Genomic DNA, 21,013 nt, shown 5'->3' with positions numbered 1-21,013 from the left:
TTATCTATTTTTATTTCTTTCTAGAATAACTGCAGACCAACCTTGGTGAACATCAACAACACGCCAACCTTCTCTTGCGTAAAGGTTTAATAAGTCTTCAAAATTTTGAAAACGATTTCTAAATCCTAATTTTGGTTGTACTACTTTATATTCTTTCATTTATCTATGTTTTAGTTTTTAAGCTTAGAGGTTTTTATTAATTTAATGGCTTAAAGTTCCTGCATTTACAATAGGAGAAGCTTCTTTATCTCCACATAAAATAACCAGTAAATTACTAACCATTGCAGCTTTACGTTCATCATCTAACTCTACAATTTGTCTTTTGTTTAATTCATATAAAGCCATTTCTACCATTTCAACAGCACCTTGTACAATTTTATGTCTTGCGGCAACAATTGCAGTAGCTTGTTGTCTTTTCAACATAGCAGAAGCAATTTCGTTCGCATATGCTAAATAACCAATTCTTGCTTCTAAAACTTCAATTCCTGCAATGGTTAAACGCTCGTCAATTTCCTTTTCTAAGGCCTCAGAGACTTCATTTACGCTAGAACGTAGAGTAATATCTTCATCATGACCTTCATCTGCAAAATTATCATAAGGATACATACTTGCTAATTTTCTAACAGCAGCATCCGTTTGTACACGTACAAAGTTTTCATAATTATCTACATCAAAAGCAGCTTTGTAGGTGTCTGTAACCCGCCAAACTAAAATAGTAGAAATCATAATAGGGTTTCCTAACTTATCATTTACTTTTAAACGTTCACTATCAAAATTACTTGCTCTTAAAGAAATTGCTTTCTTTCTAAAAAAAGGATTTGCCCAATACAAACCATTCTCTTTAATGGTTCCTACATATTTTCCGAATAATAAAACAACTTTAGAGGTATTGGGATTCACTAAAATAAAGCCGAAAAAGCCGATAAAACTAATGACTGTAATTAAGATATAAATTGGATTTTCTTGTTGAATAGAAAAAACGATACTTCCAAAAAATAAGATAAGCACAATTACTAACATTAAATACCCGTTAGCTGGTTTGATTATTTTTTCTGATTTCATTATAATTGGTTTAGTTTGATATTAAATTGATATCACAAATATATCGAATCATTTTACTGATTTCCAAATAATTTGACATTTATTTTTTATAACTTCGCAGCAACTTATATAAAATATCACAGATGAAACTTAAATTACTTTTATTGATATCTTTCTTTTTTGTAGCGAAACCAACAACAGAAGAGGTCGTTTTTTGGGGGCAAAACGGACATAGAGCAACGGGTAAAATTGCTGAAAATCATTTAAAGAAAAAAGCAAAACGAAAAATAGATAAACTATTAAAAGGGCAAAGTTTAGCATTTGTGTCTACGTTTGCAGACGAAATAAAGTCAGACAAAGCGTATAGAAAATATTCTTCTTGGCATTATGTGAATATGAATATCGATGAGTCTTATGCAGATGCAGCGAAAAACCCAAAAGGAGATGTTGTTACAGCAATTAATAAATGTATCGAAGTTTTAAAAGACAAAAACAGTTCAGATGAAGATAAATCTTTTCATTTAAAAATGTTAGTTCACTTTGTAGGAGATTTACATCAACCGATGCACATTGGGCAAAGAGAAGATAAAGGTGGTAATTCGATACAAGTTCAGTGGTTTGGTAAAGGAACCAATTTACATGCTGTTTGGGATACAAAAATGATTGAAGCATGGAATATGGGGTACCTAGAATTGGCAGACAACGCGAAAGATTTATCTAAAAAACAAATTGAAGCTATTGAAGCAGGAACTTTAGTGGAATGGGTAGATGAGGTTCATGAAGTAACAAAAAAGGTGTACAATTCTGTAAAAGCTGGTGATAAGTTAAGCTACAGGTATTCGTACGATCATTTTGGTATTGTTAGAGATCAGTTACAAATAGGAGGAATTCGTTTGGCGAAAATATTGAATGATATTTTTTGCTAATAGTTAAGTGTAAAAACCTTACTAAATAATTATCAATAGGTTTTTTAGAATCAGTTAATTACTTAATTAATATCTAATTTTATAAAATGAAATTAAAATCAATTCTTCTCTGTCTTATTTTTTTAGGAATTGTTTCTTGTAAAAAAGAAGTTGCTAAAAATGAAAAACAAGCAGTAAATACTTCAGAAATTAGCATAAAAACATATACTTATAATGAGTTAAAGCCTTTGCTAGAAAAAAATGATGGCAAAACCTATGTTGTTAATTTTTGGGCAACTTGGTGTGCACCTTGTGTTAAAGAGTTGCCAGCTTTTGAAAAGTTACATAAAGAATATGCTTCTAAAGATGTAGTAGTGTTATTGGTGAGTTTAGATTTTCCGAAGCAAGTAGAGCGTAAATTAATTCCTTTTATAATCAAGAAAAATATACAATCTAAAGTAGTTTTGTTAGATGATGTAAATGAAGATATTTGGATTAAAGCAATCGATAAAAATTGGTCTGGAGCCATACCAGCAACCTTAATTTACAATACTAACAAACGTACGTTTTACGAGGAATCTTTTACGTATGAAACTTTAGAGGTAGAATTACAAACCTTTTTAAAACAATAAAGAATAGAATATTCTTTGTTTTGAATATTAAAAACCCCAAACAAGTTTATTTTGTTTGGGGTTTTATATTTTTTGTAGAGGTTGTTATTTAAAGTTGGTTGTGAGTTTATTAAGCGGGTAAAAACTAAAAATTAATTTTATATGGTGTTACAGATAAGTCCTATTCTGTCCATATTCCATTTTTAAATAATTGAAACCATTTCTCTATATCAATTTCGCTATGTAATTCTATTTTTTTTGAAGACTTCACGAGCAAATTCAATTGGTCCAATTCCATTCGCAGTAATTAAATTGGTATCGGTTACAGCAAGTTCGTTTATATAATTATCAGCTCCGTTGTAGTCTTTTGCAAAATTTTGAAGATAAAACAAAGCATTACTCGTATGATTTAAATTGTCTAAATAACCTTTGCCTGCAAGGTATGTTGTCGCTCCGCAAATCGCTCCGATTACCTTGTTTTGGGCATGTAATTTTTCAATAAGTCCATCTATTCCATTTATTGATTTGTTTTCCCAAGCTGTACCTCCGGGAAGTATAATTGCTGAAACTTGATTTGAGTCAACTTGATCAATTGAAAATTCTGGGGTTATATTCATTCCACCCATAGATTTTATACTTTTCCCGTCAATTGAAAAATACTTTAATTCTATTTTTTCGCTTTTCTGTAGCTCAGGCGTCAAATATGAAATTTCCCAATCAGAAAATCCATTGAATAGAAATATGTAGATATTTTTTTTAGTCATAATTTTTATTCTTAGTCAGTTATTTTTAGCTTTTGGTTACGTTAATACTATAAGTCTTTATTTTAATAACCTATATAAGTAGTTAGCGAAGTTAAATTTTTTAATGAGAAAACTGAGAGCGAAAACACTTGTTTTATAACAAAAAAAAACCAAGCTTTCGCTCGGTTTTTCTATACGCTATTTAAAGAATTTTTATTTTCTAATAATTGCGGCACAACCAATTCTTGGTCCTGCTGCACCAGAAGGTTGAGAACTAAAATCATCTGGACCTTCGTGAATAATTATGGCATGCCCAACAATGTTTTTGTTTACGTCTTTACCACCAACAGACCATAAATTAGTTTCTCTTTCGATGGTTCCTGTTCCGTCTTTACCTACTACTAAATTTCCAATATCACCAATATGAAAAGGTTCTTGCATCCATTTTCCGTGATTCTTTTCTGTAGGATTCCAATGACCTCCAGCAGATTTTCCGTCAGGAGCAGAACAATCTGCAATTTCGTGAATGTGAATGGCGTGGTTTCCTTCAGAAAGACCAGAAAGTTCAGCTTTCATGGTTACAACTCCATCTTTTTCTATAAAAGAGACAGTTCCAGAAACGTTACTTCCGCTTTTTGCTTCAATTTTAGCAACAGCTTTTTTTTCGTTAACACTACAAGAGGCTAAGATTATTGTTGAGAATAAAAGAATTCCGAATTTTTTTAAGGTTTTCATCATTTAATATTTAAAGTTAATCTATCAAAGGTAAGGACTATAAAATTCCTTTTAGGTTAACTTTTTTTTATCTTTTTCTTTTTTAAAATTTTGTTAAACAATATCTAAAAATAGTATTAAAAAAGATATTTTTTTTATCTTTAAAGATTAATAATTGGAGGGATGGATATAGGGAAATATAAGATTTCAAGCAGCATTAAATTAGAGAATTTTGATACAAAAGAAGTTTTAGAAGATGCCGATAAGAGGCTAAAAAAACTTCGTAAAAAGTTAAGTAAAACACAAAATACTATGTATGCAGAAGGCAAATATAGTGTGTTGGTTTGTTTGCAAGGAATGGATACTTCTGGTAAGGATAGCTTAATTAGAGAGGTTTTTAAAGATGTAAATGCTCGTGGTGTTGTTGTACATAGTTTTAAGGTGCCAACAGAATTAGAGTTGAAGCATGATTTTATGTGGAGGCATTATATTGCGTTGCCAGCAAAAGGGAAAATTGGTGTTTTTAATAGAACCCATTATGAAAATGTGCTGGTAACAAGAGTGCATCCTGAATATGTTTTTGGCGAAAATATTCCAACGATTAAAAAAATAGAAGATTTAGACGATGCTTTTTACCATGATAGAATGGATAGAATAAATGATTTTGAAAGTCATTTAGCAAAAAACGGAACCATTGTTCTAAAGTTCTTCTTAAATCTATCTAAAGACGAACAAAAAAATAGATTATTAAGAAGATTAAACATTCCAGAAAAGAATTGGAAATTTTCTGCAAATGACTTAAAAGAACGTAAATTGTGGGACAAATACCAGTTCTGTTATGAAGATTTATTAAACAGAACTTCCAAAGAAAATGCGCCTTGGTTTGTAATTCCTGCGGATGATAAAGATTCAGCTAGATATATTTTAGCAGAAATTTTACAAAAAGAATTAGAAAAGTACAATTTTAAAGCACCAGAATTACCAGAAAAAGTAGCAGTAAGAATAGAAGAATTTAAAGAACAATTAAATAAAGAGTAATTTTTAACTTTTCTTGAATAGACAATTACATCTGTCTTTTCGAGCGAAGTTGAAAAGTTTATAAATTTCACGAACAATAAATAATGAACTTAAATTTAACAAAACCAATTGTATTTTTCGATTTAGAAACTACAGGTGTAAATATTGCAACAGACAGAATTGTAGAAATTGCTGTTTTAAAAGTGTTTCCTAACGGAAATAAAGAAAGTAAAACGTGGTTGGTAAATCCGGAAATGGAAATCCCTCAAGGATCGATTGATGTTCATGGAATTACAAATGAAAAAGTAGCTTCAGAACCAACTTTTAAAGAGTTGGCACAACAGGTAAGTGATATGGTTGCAGGATGCGATTTGGCTGGTTTTAATTCTAATAGATTCGATATTCCTTTGTTAGCAGAAGAGTTAATGCGTGCAGGAATTGATTTTGACATGAAAGATCGAAAAGCAATTGATGTTCAAGTTATTTTTCATAAAAAAGAACAAAGAACTCTAAGTGCGGGGTATCAATTTTACTGCGGAAAAGAATTAGAAGGCGCTCATGGTGCAGAAGCAGACACCAATGCAACGTATGAAATCTTATTAGCACAATTAGATAAATATGAAGATATAGGAAACTCTGTAGACGCTTTAAGTGAATTTTCTACACACGGAGAAAGAGCAGATTTTGCTGGTTTTGTTTTGATGAATGATGAGAAGCAAGAAATTTTTTCTTTCGGAAAATACAAAGGAAGAACGGTAGAAGAGGTTTTTAAAGAAAACCCAGGGTATAATAATTGGATGCAGAATGCAGACTTTCCGTTGTATACAAAAAAGGTATTGAAAGAGATTAAAGATAGAATGACGGTGCCTAAAAAGAAAATGTCTGACAAAGATAAATTACAGGCTTTACAACAGAAATTTAATTTGCGATAGGTTATTTATGATTTTGAAAGGAGTCTTTTAGGCGATTGAGAAATCTAAATATCTAATTAATTAAAAAAGTAAAATTATGTTTACAGAATATAAAAATTTACCGAGTAATTCTCGTGTTTGGATTTACCAAGCAGATAGAGAATTTACAAATAAGGATATGGAATTTATTGCTTTAAAAGCAGAAGACTTTATAAACCAATGGACGCGTCATGGAGACGATTTAAAAGGTTCGTTTACTATTAAATACAATCAGTTTTTAGTATTGGCAGTAGATGAAAGTTTTAACAATGTTTCTGGTTGTTCTATAGATAGTTCTGTCCGTTTTATACAAGCTCTAGAAAAAGAACTTTCTTTAGACTTAATGAATAAAATGAACGTTACTTTTAAAGATAATAACACTATTAACTTAGTGAAGTTATCAGATTTTCAAAGATTTGCTAAAGAACAGAAAGTAACACCAGATACTATTGTTTTTAATAATATGGTAGCAACGAAAGAAGATTTTGAAAATAATTGGGAAGTTGCAGCAAAAGAAAGCTGGCATAAACGCTTTTTGGTATAACTATTGATTTTAAGTTATCGTATTAAGACTGCAGAAAGTTGCGTTAAGGATTGAAACGGCATCCTTTTTAAATTCTTTTTAATCTGCGTCATTACGAGGAAGAATGACGAAGTAATCTGTTTTAGTAAGAAATTACTATGATTTAGAGACTCGTAGTTTCTGAAGTAGTATTTAAAAAGATATAGTGGAAAGCCTGTTAAAACGCCCAAAAAATATTCAAAAAATTAGAATGAAAAAAAGTATATTATTACTATTATTAATTGCTGTTGGCCACAATTTAAACGCACAAAGATTAGATCCGTTAAGGACGAATGATTTTGTTGCGCAAGAAATTTGGGTAGATAGTATTATGAATGGCATGTCTGTAGATGAAAAAATAGGACAGCTATTTATGATACAGGCCTATTCTAATTTAGATGAAAAACACGAGGATTTTGTTGCTAAAATGATTACAAAGTATCATGTTGGTAATTTGATATTTATGCAAGGAACACCTAGAAAGCAGGCAGAATTAACAAATAAATATCAAGATTCTGCAAAAGTGCCTTTATTAATTGGTTTTGATGGTGAATGGGGTTTAGATATGCGTTTAAAAAATACGTATCGTTTTCCTTGGAACATGACTTTGGGGGCAATTAGAAATGATTCTTTGGTAGAACAATTTGGAAAACATCTTGGTCAGCATGCAAAAAGAATAGGAATTCATGTCAATTTTGCACCAGTAATAGATATTAATGTAAATCCAGAAAATCCGATTATTGGTAATCGGTCTTTTGGTGAAAGCAAAGAAAATGTTACCGAAAAGGCAATTGCGTTTATTAAAGGAATGCAAAGTGAAGGTGTTTTAGCAAATGGAAAGCATTTTCCTGGTCATGGAGATACAGCTGCAGATTCTCATCACACATTACCGCTTTTAGATTTTGATGTTGCACGCTTAGATTCCATAGAACTATATCCGTATAGAAAAACATTTGATGTTGGTTTGGCAAGTGTTATGACCGCGCATTTGAACATACCAAGTCTAGAACCAGATCCTAATTTACCAACATCGCTTTCTAAAAATGTAGTCACCCATTTGTTGCAAGAAAAGTTAGGTTTTCAGGGTTTAATTATTACTGATGGTTTAAACATGAAAGGTGCAAGTAATTATGCAACTTCTGCACAGATAGATTTAGCGGCATTGCAAGCGGGTAACGATTTGTTACTGATTCCGCAAGATGTACCAGGTTCCATAGCGTTAATTAAAAGGGCTTTAGAAACAAAAACCTTAACAGAAGAGCGTTTGAATTTTTCTGTGAGAAAGATTCTAAAATCTAAATATTGGGCAGGTTTACATCATTACAAACCAATTGTTTTAGAAAACATTGAAGAAGATTTAAATAGAGTCGAAGATGAGTTGTTGCACAGAGAATTGGTAAAGAACTCATTAACTTTAGTTAAAAACATTAATGGTAATTTGCCAATTAGAGATCTAGAGAAGCAAAAGATTGCTTATGTGAAATTAGGCGATGCAGAGAATACTTCTTATGTAAATATGCTAAAGAATTATACAAAAGTAACTGTTGTTTCTGATAAAAATCTAGACAAATTAATTTCAAAATTAAAACCGTATAATTATGTAATTATTGGTTTTCATAAATCGAATCTAAATCCTTGGAAAAGTTATAAGTTTTCAAATAAGGAATTGGTTTGGCTACAAGAAATTGCGAGGGAAAAATCTGTTATTTTAGATGTTTTTACGAGTCCGTATAGTTTGTTGCAAATAAAAAGTTTTGCCAATATAGAAGGTTTAATTGTTTCTTACCAAAACAGTAAATTGGCACAAGAAATTTCTGCACAATTATTGTTTGGCGCAACTACTGCAAAAGGGAAATTACCAGTTTCTATCGGCTCTCGGTTTAAAGAAGGATTTGGCCTTTTAAGTTCTAATTTAAGTAGGTTCGAGTACACAATACCAGAAGCGGTAGGTATGTCTTCTAGAAAATTAGCTTTAATAGATAAAATGGCAGATACTATTATCAATCAAAAAATGGCCCCTGGTTTTCAGGTTTTTGTGGCTAGAAATGGTAAGGTAATTTTAGAAAAAAGCTATGGGTATCATACACATGATAAGAAATTAAAAGTGCAAAATTCTGATATTTATGATTTAGCTTCTCTTACCAAAATTTTAGCTTCTTTACCTTTAATGATGAAAGCAGAAGAAGAACATAAAATACCCTTAACAGCAAGTTTAAGAGATATTTTACCAAGTTTTTCTAATTCAAATAAAGAAAAAGTAACCGTTAAAGAAGTACTTTCTCATTTTGGTAGATTAAAAGCGTGGATTCCTTTTTATATAGATACTCAAGACAGTGTAACTCATAAAAATTTAGCTACCTTTTACAGGAAAAAGAAGACGAGTAAATTTAGCATCAAGGTGGCAGAAAATCTTTTTATTAACCATAACTACAAAGACAGTATTTATAAATACATAAAAGATGCAGATCAAAGAAAAAAAGGGGGTTATAAATATAGCGATTTAGGCTATTATATTTTTAAAGAAGCATTAGAATTAAAATATGAAAAACCATTAGAAACATTGGTAGACGAACAGTTTTATCAATCTTTAGGAGCAGACAGAACAACCTATTTACCCTTAAAGAAGTTTCATAGAAACCAAATTGTACCAACAGAAAGAGACGATTATTACCGCAACCAATTATTGCAAGGTTACGTGCATGATATGGGTGCAGCAATGTTAGGCGGTGTTGGTGGTCATGCAGGTTTATTTGCCAATGCAAATGACGTTGGTAAAATTATGCAAATGTATTTACAAAAAGGTTTTTATGGCGGCAAACGATATTTAAAATCAGAAACTATAGATAAATTTAATCATAGATATTTTTCTGATGAAAAAGTAAGAAGAGGTTTAGGGTTTGACAAGCCACAACTAAATCCGCGTATAAAAGCTACTTGTGGTTGTGTTTCAGACGAGAGTTTTGGTCATTCTGGTTTTACAGGAACGTATACTTGGGCAGATCCAAAAAGTGGATTAGTGTATGTGTTTTTATCAAACAGAGTCTATCCTAACATGAATAACAGAGGGTTGATTAGAAGTAATATGAGAACTAAGATTCAACAAGTAATTCAAGATGCAATTATAGATTAGAAGCTATTTCCTGCTTTTCGCACTCGCTTTTTTTGTAAAAGACAAAAAAGAGCTCAAACAAATGCTACAATCAGGGCTAGATTTATTTGCTAGCTTCTACAAAATCGATGTGTTTTTTAGCATTTGTAGGTGCTGTTTTTACGTAGATTAGAATTAGTAAAGCAGAAATTGTTAAGTAAAAGAAACCAATTGTGTTTCCGTAATAAATACTTAGAATATGCGCTTGTAAGCAATAAAATAAACTACAAATAAATAGGTTTATACTAAATCGAAATGTATCTATAAATTCAATTTCATCAATTTTTTGAGAAGCTTTTTTCCAAAGTAAAAATGGAATAATACTGTTTAAAATAATTAAATAAAGTAGTGGTTTTAAGTAGTTTTTCTTAGAATTTTTTTTAGAAGGAAATGAGTTGTTTTTAATCATTTCATTTACGTTGTCTACTGCTGTAAAATCTACCTGAGCATCATTTAGTTTTTGTAAAATTGTTTCGTAATTCTCATCATCAGAAATATGAACCGAAACTATTTTTAATTGGTCTGTTACTTTCTTTTTTAAGATATTAATTGATTTTGCTAATGAGTTTTCTTCAAAAATGGCTCTTGTAGTAATTGGTTTTCCATAGTTTATAGCCACTTTTGAAGGAAAGTGAGAAGGGTGTTGGTAAGTAACCCCTACAGGAATTACGGTTATTTCTAAATCTTTATATTTCTCTAAAGCACCAAAAACAATTCTTGTAAATCCTTTACTTAAAGGTCTAATCGTTCTTTTTTTATCGTGACTTCCTTCAGGGAAAATCATTAAAGTTTCTCCTTTTTTTAAAATATTAAAACATTTTTCAAAAATCTCTTGATTGTTAGCTAATTGTTGAATGCCATCTCTAATTCTATAAATGGGCATTAAATACAACGACTCTAAGATTTTTTTTACAATCGGGTTTTTAAAAGAAGCAGCCCTTACTAAAAAATGATTCTGTCTCCTATTAGTTGTGGTAACATATAGTGGGTCTACCAATCCGTTTGGGTGATTTACAGCAAATAAAACAGCACCTTTCTTCGGGATATTTTCTTTACCTAAAACGGTTATTTTTTTAGTGTAAAAAAACAAACCAAATTTTATATAAACCCAAACAAGTGTAAACCAAATTTTCTGAATCATGAATTATAGTATTTTATTGTCTCTTTTTATGAGGTTTTCTGCCCCAGTAGGTTGCTAGCAGAATTCCCGAAAAGACATCCCAAATCCCCCAAAAAGCTGCAAGTAAAGCCATTCCTCCTAAACCATCAAAGAAACCAAATATTAGTAATAAACCTAAACCGCCGTTTTGTATACCTGTTTCCATTGCAATCGTTTTAGTGTCTTGTTTGTTTAAACCAAAACTTTTAGCAGTATAAAAACCGAGAATAAATGCAAAAATATTATGAAAAATTACCAAGAAAATAACATGATGAATATGATTTGCAAACACGTCTAAATTTTGAGAAAAAGCAATAAAAATTAATGCAATAAAAACCAACATAGATAAAGGTTTTAATACTTTCTCTATTTTTCGTGCCATTTCAGAATGGTAGTGTTTTATCAACATTCCAAAAAATAAAGGGATTCCTAATATTAGAGAAACTAGCTTTAACAAATCTATCCAATTTAATTCTACAGTTTCTAAAATTACATTTGTTGGTTCGTATAAACTTCCCCAAAACTGTAAATTGAAAGGCGTCATAAAAATGCAGATTAAGGTTGCAAAAGCAGTTAAGCTAACAGATAAAGCGGCATTTCCGCCTGCCATTTTACTAAAGAAGTTAGAAACATTTCCGCCAGGGCAAGCAGCAATCAACATCATTCCTAGAGCAAAACTTGGGTGCGGTTCTATAATTAATATTGCAATAAAAGTAAATGCAGGTAGTAAAATAAACTGAGATAAAAGACCTACAAAAAGTATTTTAGGTTTTTCTAAAAGGCGTTTAAAATCATTTATAGAAATACCTAAAGCTACACCAAACATAATAATACCAATTGCAATATTTAAAACCCACAATCCGCTAGCGTCGAAGTTTATTTTTATGGAATCTATGTCAATTTGGTTTTGCATTCTTCTTTATTTTGAAATGTCTGGTCGAGCGCAGATGAGATGCTAATTTAGGTTCAACAAGACATTGCTATTTAATTCTTAAAAGCGTATTCAATAATGTTACACCCCATTTTTAAAGCTTTTTCTCTTACACTTTTAGGGTTGTTGTGTATAATTTCATCTTCCCATCCATCGCTTAAATCGGTTTCATAATCGTAAAAAACAACCAATCTGCCTTCATAGAAAATGCCAAAACCTTGTGCGGTTTTTTTATCGTGTTCATGAATTTTTGGCATTCCGTTGGGGAATTTAAAAGTTTGGTTATAGACGGGATGATTACTTGGTATCTCTTTAAATTCTAATTTTGGAAAAACTTTTTGTATTTCTTTTCGAATGAATTTATCCAAACCATAATTATCTGAAATGTGTAAAAATCCCCCAGAAATTAAGTAGTTTCTTAGGTTTTCAGCTTCTTCATCAGAAAAATATACATTTCCATGTCCTGTCATAAAAACCATTGGAAAGTTAAAAATATCTTGATTCCCAACTTCTACAGTTTGCGGATTTTTAGAAATATTTGTTTTGATATTTGTATTTGCAAAGTCCACCAGATTAGGAATTGCAGTTGGGTTCGAATACCAGTCTCCACCACCATTGTATTTTAAAATGGCAACATCTTGTGCGTTGGTTGTTATAGAAATAGAAATAAAAAGAAAAAAAAGAAGTTGCTTCATAAGTTAAATAATTCTCTTTAAAGAGTTCGAAAACAGTTGTTTTAAAAGTAGAAATTACTCGAACTGAAATGTTATAATAGAAAGCAAGATACTAAATTACTGATTGATAAAAGAAACAATATTCACTGCAACCAAAGCAGCAGTTTCTGTACGCAATCTGCTTTCGCCTAAAGAAATAGGAGCAAATTTTTTAGCCAATGCTTTTTTAATTTCTTCCACAGAAAAATCACCTTCAGGGCCAATTAAAATGGTTGTTTTTTCTGAAGGATTTACTACGGATTGTAATAATGTCTTTTCTTGTTCTTCACAATGTGCAATACAAATTTTTCCTTCAAAATCTTGATTTATAAAGTCATTCAACTTTACTGGTTCATTCAGTTTTGGCAATGTGAATTTTAAAGATTGTTTCATTGCAGATTGAATAATTTTCTCAAATCGTTCTAGTTTTACAATTCTACGTTCTGAATTAGAACAAATAATTGGCGTAATTTCATCGATACCAATTTCTGTTGCTTTTTCTAAAAACCATTCTATTCTGTCGTTATTCTTTGTGGGTGCAATTGCAATGTGCAAATAATAATTCCAAGGTTTTGGTTTTTCTTCAGCTTTAATAATTAATGCAGAACATCTTTTATCGTTTGCGAAATTAATTTCAGCATCAAATAAAAAACCTTTTCCGTTGGTGATTTTTAGAATATCACCTTCTTTTTTTCTTAAAACACGCACAATGTGTTTGCTTTCAATTTTATCGAAAGTTATTTGTTGTGTTTCTGTAGAAATTTCTGAATTATAGAATAGTTGCATTTTTTAGATTTTATCAGCGTTTTAAACTTGAGTAGTTTTTGTTTACTTCAAACTTAATTACAAGATACTTTTTTTATACGTTCTTCGCCTTTTGTGCGTTACAGGATTAAAGTTTTCCCATAATTTCTTAATAGCTTCATTGTCTTCTAACTCTGGTGTTCGTATGCAATTATCGATACCTAAAGGCGTAAACGTTTTTGTGTATTGATCGAAAATAATTGCATGTACACCTTTATTTTGATAATCTGGATGCACACCAATTAAATAGAACGTAACATCTTTAGAGTGTTTTCTGGCTTTTAATAAATGAAACAAGCCGAATGGAAATAATTTCCCTTTAGCCTTCTGTAAAGCTTCTGAAAAAGAAGGCATTACAATTGCAAAAGCAACTACTTTATTATGTTCATCAACCACAAATTTTATGTATTCAGGATTGATGAAACTTATATATTTCTTCTTAAAAAATGCAATCTGAGCGTCAGAAATAGGAACAAAAGTAGATAGTTTAGAGTACGATTTATCAAAAACTTCAAACATTTCATCTACATAAGGCATAATATCTTTTGTCTTTGTAAAATCTAATGCTTTTAGCTTAAAACGTCTTTTTATAATGCTACTAACTCGATCAAAATAAACAGCATCTACATTTTTAAATTTGAATTTATTTTCTAAATATTCTTTTTCTTTTACGAAACCTAATTCTTCTAAATGATCTTTGTAATAAGGGTGATTGTACCAAGTAATCATAGTTCCAATATGATCGAAACCCTCCACTAAAACTCCCGTTTTGTCCAAATTATTAAAACCAACAGGTCCTTCTAAGTATTCTAAATTGTTCTCTAGACCTATTTCTCTTACTTTGTCTAATAACGTTTTAGATACTTCAATGTCATCAATAAAATCGAACCAACCGAAACGCATTTTCTTAATCTGTTGTTTTTCAACCTCAAACCAATTGATAATTGCTACAATTCTACCAACAATTTCTCCGTTTCTAATGGCAACAAAAAATTGTGCATCTGCATTATCGAAAACAGGATTTTTCTTTGGATCAAAATTATCAACTTCATCCTTAATAATAGGAGGAACCCAATATTTATGGTCTTTATATAATGAAAAAGGGAATGTAACAAATTGCTTCATTTCCTTTTTATTCGTTATTTTTTTAAGTGTAATCATTTTAAAAAATCAGTGCTAATTATTACCGTTTTTTTTCTTTCCTTCTTTTTTCATATCCTCTTCCAGCTCCTTAATTTCTCTTTCTAGTTTTTCAATATCGGTTTCTTCCTTTTTTACTTTTGATTTTTTCTTTCCAAATAAACCTAGAAAACCACCGTTTTTCTTTTTAGATTCCGATTTTCTACTTCTTGTAGGTCTTGTTCTGCTGCTTTTATCTTTCTTTTTGAAAATACTAAAAAGTCGGTTAAAGAAATTATCTTGTTTTTTATTGTATTTAGAAATTGGAGTGTCTTTTAACTTTAAACCATTATCATCTAGTTCTATGTAGGAATCTGCATGTCTATTAATTCTGTAAGAAACTCCTAAACCTGCATAAAAACCTTGTGATTTTCCTTCAAAAAGTAATCTTCCAGAGGTGTTAAATTGCAAATCTCTACTATATAAATACGCCAACCCTAAACCTACATTTGTGTTGTTTTGATGTTCTTGAAAAATAGTTTGATTTTCCAAAAAAGCAGACCATTGGTCGCTAAAATTCTGTGTAGCAGTAATAATATAAGAATATTCAGCAAAATCTGAACCAATATTATCATAATAAAAATTGGTGATTACATTAAAATATTTGGTAAGATTGTGTTGTAACAAAATACCTGCTTTTGGGGTAATGCTTCCTGTTTTATGTATTTCATTTACAAAATCTGTATTCATCCCTAGATATACTGCAACAGAAGGAATTAATCGTTTTGTATCAAACGCACGACGCCTTTTCCAGCTTCTAATTTCTTTAGATTTGTCTTCGTATTCTTGTTGATAAACCAAATATTTAGCACCAATTGTCATTCTACTAAAACCAGAAGTAAAATAATGAGAGGTGAAAACATTTTTAAAAGCAACTTTATCTTGTTGATACGTTAATTGTGCATTTAATTCTAATTTTTCTAAGAAAAGGCTAGTTCTAAATAGTAAATCTAAACCTAAAGATTGTGGTATAGAAAAAGTAGGTTCTATACTCGTGTTCCTTAAAAAAATATTACTTTCAAATTGATAAACACCAGTACCAACGCTATACGGGCTTTCAGAAAAACCAGGTTTGTTCGAGTTAATTACGTCTGTATATTGCGCTAAAACAGTACTATAGCCAATAAAAAAGAATACAATAAAAAGGTTTAATCTACTCACATTCATAGGTAAAGAGAGGGTTTACATTTTAAGTCTAACATGCTTCACAAACATAGGATAAAAAAGCTATTTTATAAAGGCAAACGCTTCTTTTTTAGCTTTAAGAAACTTTTATAGATTCATAACGCTTCAATTGTACTCAAATTGTTATTTTTGGTATATTATTTAATAATTTTATTTACAAATGGGTTTACTTAAAACAATTTTTTTTCTCGTTTTATCTTATTATGCTTTTAAGTTTTTAGCAAGACTTTTTGCACCTTTTCTAATGAGAAAAGCTGCAGAAACAATTAAGAAAAAAGCAGCGCAGCAATATGGCGGACAACAAAGAGAACAGCAACAAAAAAAATCTTCTGTAAAAGAAGGGGAAACGATTATAGATAAAAAACCAGGAAGCCAACAAGAAAGTAAAAAATCTGTTGGTGAATATGTAGATTTTGAAGAAATAGATTAAATTTCTCTAATTGAATACATCAACAACAATAAAACAACATCAAATTGAAATTCACTAAAATATTTCCTTATCTAGTTGCTATTCTTATTTTTACATTGGCTTCTATAATTTATTTTCATCCTGTTTTAAAAGGGCAAAAATTAAATCAATCAGACATTACTCAGTTTAGAGGAATGGTGAAAGATATTAATGATTATAGAGCAGATAATAATGCAGAACCTTATTGGACAGGAGCTTCTTTTAGCGGAATGCCTGCATACCAAGTAAGTGCTTATTACCCTAATGATATTGTTCGAACCTTAGATAAATTACTTCGTTTTTTACCTAGACCTGCAGATTATACATTCTTATATTTTTTAAGTTTTTTTGTATTGATGATGGCTTTAAAAGTAAATTGGAGATTGGCTATTTTAGGTTCTTTAGCCTTTGGTTTTTCTACTTATTTAATTATTATTTTTGGTGCAGGCCACAATGCAAAAGCACATGCAATTGCATATATGCCTCTGGTTATTGCTGGAGTTTTATGGGTTTTTCAAAGAAAATTTGTACTTGGTTTTATCGTTACAGGTCTGGCAATGGCTTTAGAAATTTATACAAATCACATTCAAATGACCTATTATCTTGGTTTTTGTTTGCTTATTTTAGGAATTGTAGAATTTATAAACGCTTTTAAAGAAAATAAAATTCAAGTTTTTATAAAGCAAGCAGCAGTAATTATTGCCGCTGTTCTTTTAGGTATCGGAGCAAATGCGCCACGTTTAATGGCGATGAAAGAATATGCAGATCATAGTACAAGAGGGAAATCTGAGTTGACAATAAATTTAGATGGTTCTACTAAAGAGGTTACAAAAGGATTAGATAAAGCATATATTACACAATACAGTTACGCGAAATTAGAAACATTTAATTTATTCATTCCGCGTTTTATGGGCGGAGGAACAGTAGAGAAATTAGGAGAAAATTCTAATTTTTATGAATTCATAGAAGAAAAAGCAGGCAAAAAAGCAGCAGCAGATTACTCTGAACAAGTCTTAACCTATTGGGGAGATCAACCAATTGTAGAAGCGCCAGCATATATTGGTGCTGTAATTTTCTTTCTATTTTTCTTAGGAATGTTTTTAGTAAAAGGAAGATTAAAACAATGGTTGGTTGCAGCAACTGTTTTCTCAATTATTCTAAGTTGGGGAAGAAATTTTGATTTTGTTACCAACTTTTTTATCGATTTCGTTCCTTTATATAATAAATTTAGGGCAGTTTCATCCATACAAGTTATTGCAGAATTGTGTGTCCCAATTTTAGGCGTTTTAGGGTTGAAGCAATTCTTTTCTTCTAAAATTGAAGTAAAAGAAAAGCAAGAGGCTTTAAAAAAAGCGGTAATTGTTTTTGGCGGATTGATTATTGTTGGTTTTGGACTAGCACACATGTTTGGTACTTTTGAAGGTTTAAGAGATGCACAACAATACAGCGAAATACCTGGTTTTTTAGATGCCGTTATTGCAGATAGAAAGGCAATGTTACTTTCAGATACCATTCGTTCTTTAGTTTTAGTGTTACTTTCTGGAGGCGTTTTGTGGTTTTTCTTAAAAGACAAATTAAAATCAGTTTTTGCAATTGTTACATTAACCGTTTTTATACTTTTCGATTTAATTTCTGTAGACAAAAGATATGTAAATGCAGATGATTTTAAATCAGCAAGAAAGATAGAGAAACCTTTTACAGCTTCTGCAGCAGATCAAATGATTTTAGAAGATAAAACACATTATAGAGTTGCTAATTTTGTTGTAGACCCTATGAACGATGGAAGTACGTCTTATTTTCATAACTCAATTGGTGGTTATCACGCAGCTAAATTAGGACGATATCAAGAATTATTCGATTTTCAAATAGCGAAGAACAACATGCAAGTTCTAAACATGTTGAATACAAAATATTTTATTGTACCAGATGATAAAGGAAATCCGCAAGCACAACAAAACCCGGAAGCAAATGGAAATGTTTGGTTTGTAAATAAACTAATTTCTGCAAAAAATGCAAACGAAGAAATACTTGCTTTAGATTCTTTGAATACAAAAACAGCAGCAGTTATTTTAGAAAGTGATTATAAGAAATTAGCTGTAAAATTTCCAATGAAACAAGATTCAACTGCAATAATAACTTTGATAGATTACGATGTAACCTCATTAAGTTATGATTCTAAAACAGCAATAGATCAGTTTGCAGTATTTTCTGAAATATTTTATGAGGATGGTTGGAATGCATATGTAGATGATGAGTTAACTCCGCATTTTCGGGTGAATTATGTTTTACGTGGAATGGAAATTCCTGCAGGAGAACATAAAATTGAATTCAAGTTTGAGCCAGAAGTAATTCAAAAAGGAAAAATAGTTTCATTAACTTCTTATGCCTTATTATTGTTTGTTTCTATTGGTTGGTTTTTTTATGATGAGAAAAAGAAGAAGCGAAAATCATGAAAATAGGAATGATTTTAGACGCTTCGTTTCCACCAGATCCGAGAGTGGAAAATGAAGCAGTATCTTTAGTAAATAACGGACATGAAGTTTTTCTTTTTTGTCTGAAATATAACGATGAAAAAGCGTCTGAAACCATAAACGGAATTCAAGTTAAAAGATATACTTCTAATAAATTAGAGTACAAACTTTCTGCATTGGCGTATACAATTCCTTTGTATTCTTTTTTAATGCAACAAAAAATTGCTAAATTTATTGAAGAAACAAAAATAGAAGTATTACATATTCATGACATTCGAATAGCAGAAGCAGTCTACAATGCTAATAAAAAGCAAAACCTTCCTGTAGTTTTAGATTTGCATGATAATATGCCAGAAGTGATGAAACTCTATCCGCATTTGCAGAAATTCCCTGGAAAATATATTATTTCTCCACAAAAGTGGAAACAAAAAGAAGAGGAGTTTATACGAAAAGCAGATAAAGTAATTGCTGTTTCTCCAGAATTTTTAGAAACATTGGCAATAAGATTACCTTCAGAAAAAGACAAACTAGTTTTAGTACCAAATACCATTAGAAAATCATTTTTTGAAGAATATACCGTTGATAAAACAATTATAGAAAAGTATAAAAATAACTTTGTAATTCTCTATTTAGGTGACACGCATTTAAGAAGAGGCATTCAAACAGCTATTGCTGCATTAACTAAATTGAAAGACAAAATTCCTGAAGTAAAATTAGTAATTGTTGGAAAAAACACCACAGATACAATACTTAAACAACAAGTAAAAGAATTACAATTAGAAGCATTTGTAGATTTTGAAGGTTGGCAAAATGTTTCGCTTTTTCAGTCTTATATTTTAGCAAGTGAAGTTTGTATCTCTCCGTTACATCGAAATTTACAACACGATGTTGCGTATGCAAACAAGATTTTTCAATACATGAGTTTTGCAAAACCATTATTGGTAAGTGATGCAATTGCGCAGAAAAGACTTGTTGAAAAAGTGGATGCTGGTTTGGTACATAAAGAAAAAGATGTAGAAGATTTTTCGAACAAAGTTTTAGCTTTATATAAAAGTAAACCGCTAAGAACTGAATTAGGAAATAACGGAAAAGAATTTGTGCAGAATGAGTTTTGTTGGGAGGAAACTTCTAAAAAACTGATTAACTTATATAATAATCTACACGTTTGAAAGTCTTAATAATTACATATTATTGGCCGCCAGCCGGAGGTTCTGGTGTACAACGTTGGTTAAAGTTTGCAAAGTATTTACAAGGTTTTGGCATAGAACCTGTTGTGTATACGGTTGATGATGGTAGTTATCCTAAAGAAGATTTTTCATTATTAAAAGAGGTTCCTGAAAACATAGAAATTTTAAAACAACCCATTTGGGAACCTACAGCTGTTTTATTTTGGAAGAAAAAGAAGGAACAGAAAAAAGGAGTTTCTAATGTTGGTAAAAACGGACTGCTATCTTTTGTTCGTGGAAATTTTTTTATTCCAGATCCTAAAGTGTTTTGGGTAAAACCTTCTGTAAAATATCTTCAAAAATATTTAGATAAAAATAAAATTGATGTAATTATTTCTACAGGTCCGCCGCATAGTATGCATCTAATTGCGCAAAAATTACATCAAAAAAACAATATAAAATGGTTGGCAGATTTTAGAGATCCTTGGTCTAATTTATATTATAATAAAGAGTTTAATCAACTTTCGTTTGCCAAAAATAAGAATCTAAAATTAGAAGAAGCAGTTTTAGAGAATGCAGATTGTGTTTTAACAGTCAGTACTTCTTTAAAAGAAGAATTTGCTAAAAAAGCAAAAAGAGTAGAAGTAATTACAAATGGTTTTGATGATGAAGTTTTAGCGTCTAAAAATGTAATCTTAGATCTTAAATTTTCTATATCTTATATTGGCTTGTTGCCAAAACAGAGCAATCCGAAGCTTTTATTTAAAGTTTTAAAAGAACTTTGTATAGATAATTTAGAATTTAAAAAGAATCTGCAACTCAATTTTATTGGTGATATTTCAGATGAAGTAAAAGAAGTTATTAAATTTAATGGTTTAGAAGAAAACACAAAATTTATAGGGTATGTTTCACATAATAAAGCAATAGAATATCAGAAAAAAACGCAAGTATTATTATTGTTAATTCCTAATGTAGAAAATAACAAAGGTATCTTAACAGGAAAGTTATTTGAATATTTAACAGCAAAAAGACCCATTTTAGCAATTGGACCAGAAGAAGGAGATTTGGCTACAATTTTAGAAGAAACAAATGCTGGTGTTGTTGTAAATTTTGATAATGGAGAGAAGTTAAAATCTGAGATATTAGAGATATATCAAAAATATAAAAAAAATAAATTGACTGTAAATTCTAATAATATTCAAAAATACCATAGAAAAGAGCTTACAAAAAACTTAGCCTCTATATTAAAAAGTTTAAATTCGTAGC

General features: G+C 30.3%; 20 protein-coding genes. 10 read left to right on the top strand and 10 right to left on the bottom strand.

The genetic code is table 11. The features are described 5' to 3' along the window. Complete coding sequence (locus CW731_RS06845; protein ID WP_100946016.1) at window positions 1-159, bottom strand: DUF4177 domain-containing protein; 159 nt, start codon at window positions 157-159, stop codon at window positions 1-3. Window positions 160-201: 42 nt separating this feature from the next. Continuing rightward, a complete protein-coding gene (locus CW731_RS06840; RefSeq protein WP_100946015.1) occupies window positions 202-1,062 on the bottom strand; it encodes an SPFH domain-containing protein in 861 nt (286 codons plus the stop codon). Between the two features lie 122 nt (window positions 1,063-1,184). On the opposite strand from CW731_RS06840, the gene CW731_RS06835 reads away from it, so the two are divergent. Then, window positions 1,185-1,967, top strand: coding sequence for a S1/P1 nuclease (locus CW731_RS06835; RefSeq protein WP_100946014.1), 783 nt, complete (start codon window positions 1,185-1,187; stop codon window positions 1,965-1,967). 86 nt (window positions 1,968-2,053) lie between these two features. Continuing rightward, window positions 2,054-2,578 (top strand): TlpA family protein disulfide reductase, encoded by a 525-nt coding sequence (locus CW731_RS06830; RefSeq protein ID WP_100946013.1) that lies wholly within the window; start codon window positions 2,054-2,056, stop codon window positions 2,576-2,578. A gap of 218 nt (window positions 2,579-2,796) precedes the next feature. Here the strand turns inward: CW731_RS06830 and CW731_RS06825 are convergent, their stop codons facing one another. After that, entirely contained in the window at window positions 2,797-3,321 is a 525-nt protein-coding gene (locus tag CW731_RS06825) for a type 1 glutamine amidotransferase family protein (protein ID WP_198519862.1), read from the bottom strand. Window positions 3,322-3,513: 192 nt separating this feature from the next. Next, window positions 3,514-4,035 carry a superoxide dismutase family protein gene (locus CW731_RS06820; protein WP_100946012.1) on the bottom strand — a complete coding sequence of 174 codons (522 nt, stop codon included), beginning with the start codon at window positions 4,033-4,035 and terminating at the stop codon, window positions 3,514-3,516. A gap of 162 nt (window positions 4,036-4,197) precedes the next feature. Between CW731_RS06820 and CW731_RS06815 the strand changes: the two genes are divergently transcribed. From CW731_RS06815 to CW731_RS06800, 4 genes are all read left to right on the top strand, one after another. After that, window positions 4,198-5,052: a PPK2 family polyphosphate kinase gene (locus CW731_RS06815; RefSeq protein WP_100946011.1), complete on the top strand. Its 855-nt coding sequence runs from the start codon at window positions 4,198-4,200 to the stop codon at window positions 5,050-5,052. 83 nt (window positions 5,053-5,135) lie between these two features. Further along, window positions 5,136-5,963, top strand: a complete 828-nt coding sequence (locus CW731_RS06810; protein WP_100946010.1) for a 3'-5' exonuclease — start codon at window positions 5,136-5,138, stop codon at window positions 5,961-5,963. 76 nt (window positions 5,964-6,039) lie between these two features. Further along, window positions 6,040-6,525, top strand: coding sequence for an ABC transporter ATPase (locus CW731_RS06805; protein WP_100946009.1), 486 nt, complete (start codon window positions 6,040-6,042; stop codon window positions 6,523-6,525). Between the two features lie 229 nt (window positions 6,526-6,754). Beyond that, a complete protein-coding gene (locus tag CW731_RS06800; RefSeq protein ID WP_100947647.1) occupies window positions 6,755-9,673 on the top strand; it encodes a glycoside hydrolase family 3 N-terminal domain-containing protein in 2,919 nt (972 codons plus the stop codon). A gap of 82 nt (window positions 9,674-9,755) precedes the next feature. On the opposite strand, the gene CW731_RS06795 is transcribed toward CW731_RS06800, so the two are convergent. The 6 genes from CW731_RS06795 to CW731_RS06770 form a co-directional block, all read right to left on the bottom strand. Next, window positions 9,756-10,832: a lysophospholipid acyltransferase family protein gene (locus tag CW731_RS06795; protein WP_100946008.1), complete on the bottom strand. Its 1,077-nt coding sequence runs from the start codon at window positions 10,830-10,832 to the stop codon at window positions 9,756-9,758. A gap of 13 nt (window positions 10,833-10,845) precedes the next feature. Continuing rightward, window positions 10,846-11,763: a bile acid:sodium symporter family protein gene (locus CW731_RS06790; RefSeq protein WP_100946007.1), complete on the bottom strand. Its 918-nt coding sequence runs from the start codon at window positions 11,761-11,763 to the stop codon at window positions 10,846-10,848. Window positions 11,764-11,834: 71 nt separating this feature from the next. Further along, complete coding sequence (locus tag CW731_RS06785; RefSeq protein ID WP_100946006.1) at window positions 11,835-12,476, bottom strand: DUF4159 domain-containing protein; 642 nt, start codon at window positions 12,474-12,476, stop codon at window positions 11,835-11,837. A gap of 96 nt (window positions 12,477-12,572) precedes the next feature. Next, entirely contained in the window at window positions 12,573-13,280 is a 708-nt protein-coding gene (locus tag CW731_RS06780; protein ID WP_100946005.1) for a 16S rRNA (uracil(1498)-N(3))-methyltransferase, read from the bottom strand. 57 nt (window positions 13,281-13,337) lie between these two features. Then, entirely contained in the window at window positions 13,338-14,459 is a 1,122-nt protein-coding gene (locus CW731_RS06775) for a GTP cyclohydrolase (protein WP_100946004.1), read from the bottom strand. A 15-nt stretch (window positions 14,460-14,474) separates the two neighbouring features. Next, on the bottom strand, window positions 14,475-15,644 hold the full coding sequence (locus CW731_RS06770; protein ID WP_100946003.1) for a transporter: 1,170 nt from the start codon (window positions 15,642-15,644) through the stop codon (window positions 14,475-14,477). 178 nt (window positions 15,645-15,822) lie between these two features. Between CW731_RS06770 and CW731_RS06765 the strand changes: the two genes are divergently transcribed. The 4 genes from CW731_RS06765 to CW731_RS06750 are packed head-to-tail and all read left to right on the top strand — an operon-like array spanning window position 15,823 to window position 21,012. Continuing rightward, window positions 15,823-16,092: a DUF4834 family protein gene (locus CW731_RS06765; protein WP_100946002.1), complete on the top strand. Its 270-nt coding sequence runs from the start codon at window positions 15,823-15,825 to the stop codon at window positions 16,090-16,092. Between the two features lie 44 nt (window positions 16,093-16,136). Beyond that, window positions 16,137-18,563, top strand: coding sequence for a YfhO family protein (locus tag CW731_RS06760; RefSeq protein WP_232734741.1), 2,427 nt, complete (start codon window positions 16,137-16,139; stop codon window positions 18,561-18,563). Next, complete coding sequence (locus CW731_RS06755) at window positions 18,560-19,750, top strand: glycosyltransferase family 4 protein (RefSeq protein ID WP_100946000.1); 1,191 nt, start codon at window positions 18,560-18,562, stop codon at window positions 19,748-19,750. Before CW731_RS06760 ends, CW731_RS06755 begins: the two co-directional genes overlap by 4 nt. Further along, window positions 19,747-21,012 carry a glycosyltransferase family 4 protein gene (locus CW731_RS06750; RefSeq protein WP_100945999.1) on the top strand — a complete coding sequence of 422 codons (1,266 nt, stop codon included), beginning with the start codon at window positions 19,747-19,749 and terminating at the stop codon, window positions 21,010-21,012. Before CW731_RS06755 ends, CW731_RS06750 begins: the two co-directional genes overlap by 4 nt. Window position 21,013 lies beyond the last annotated feature (1 nt).

This window comes from Polaribacter sp. ALD11 (assembly GCF_002831685.1).
Classification (GTDB): Bacteria; Bacteroidota; Bacteroidia; order Flavobacteriales; family Flavobacteriaceae; genus Polaribacter.
The sequence above is the reverse complement of the archived record's forward strand: the minus strand, read 5'-3'. Positions and strand labels throughout refer to the sequence as shown.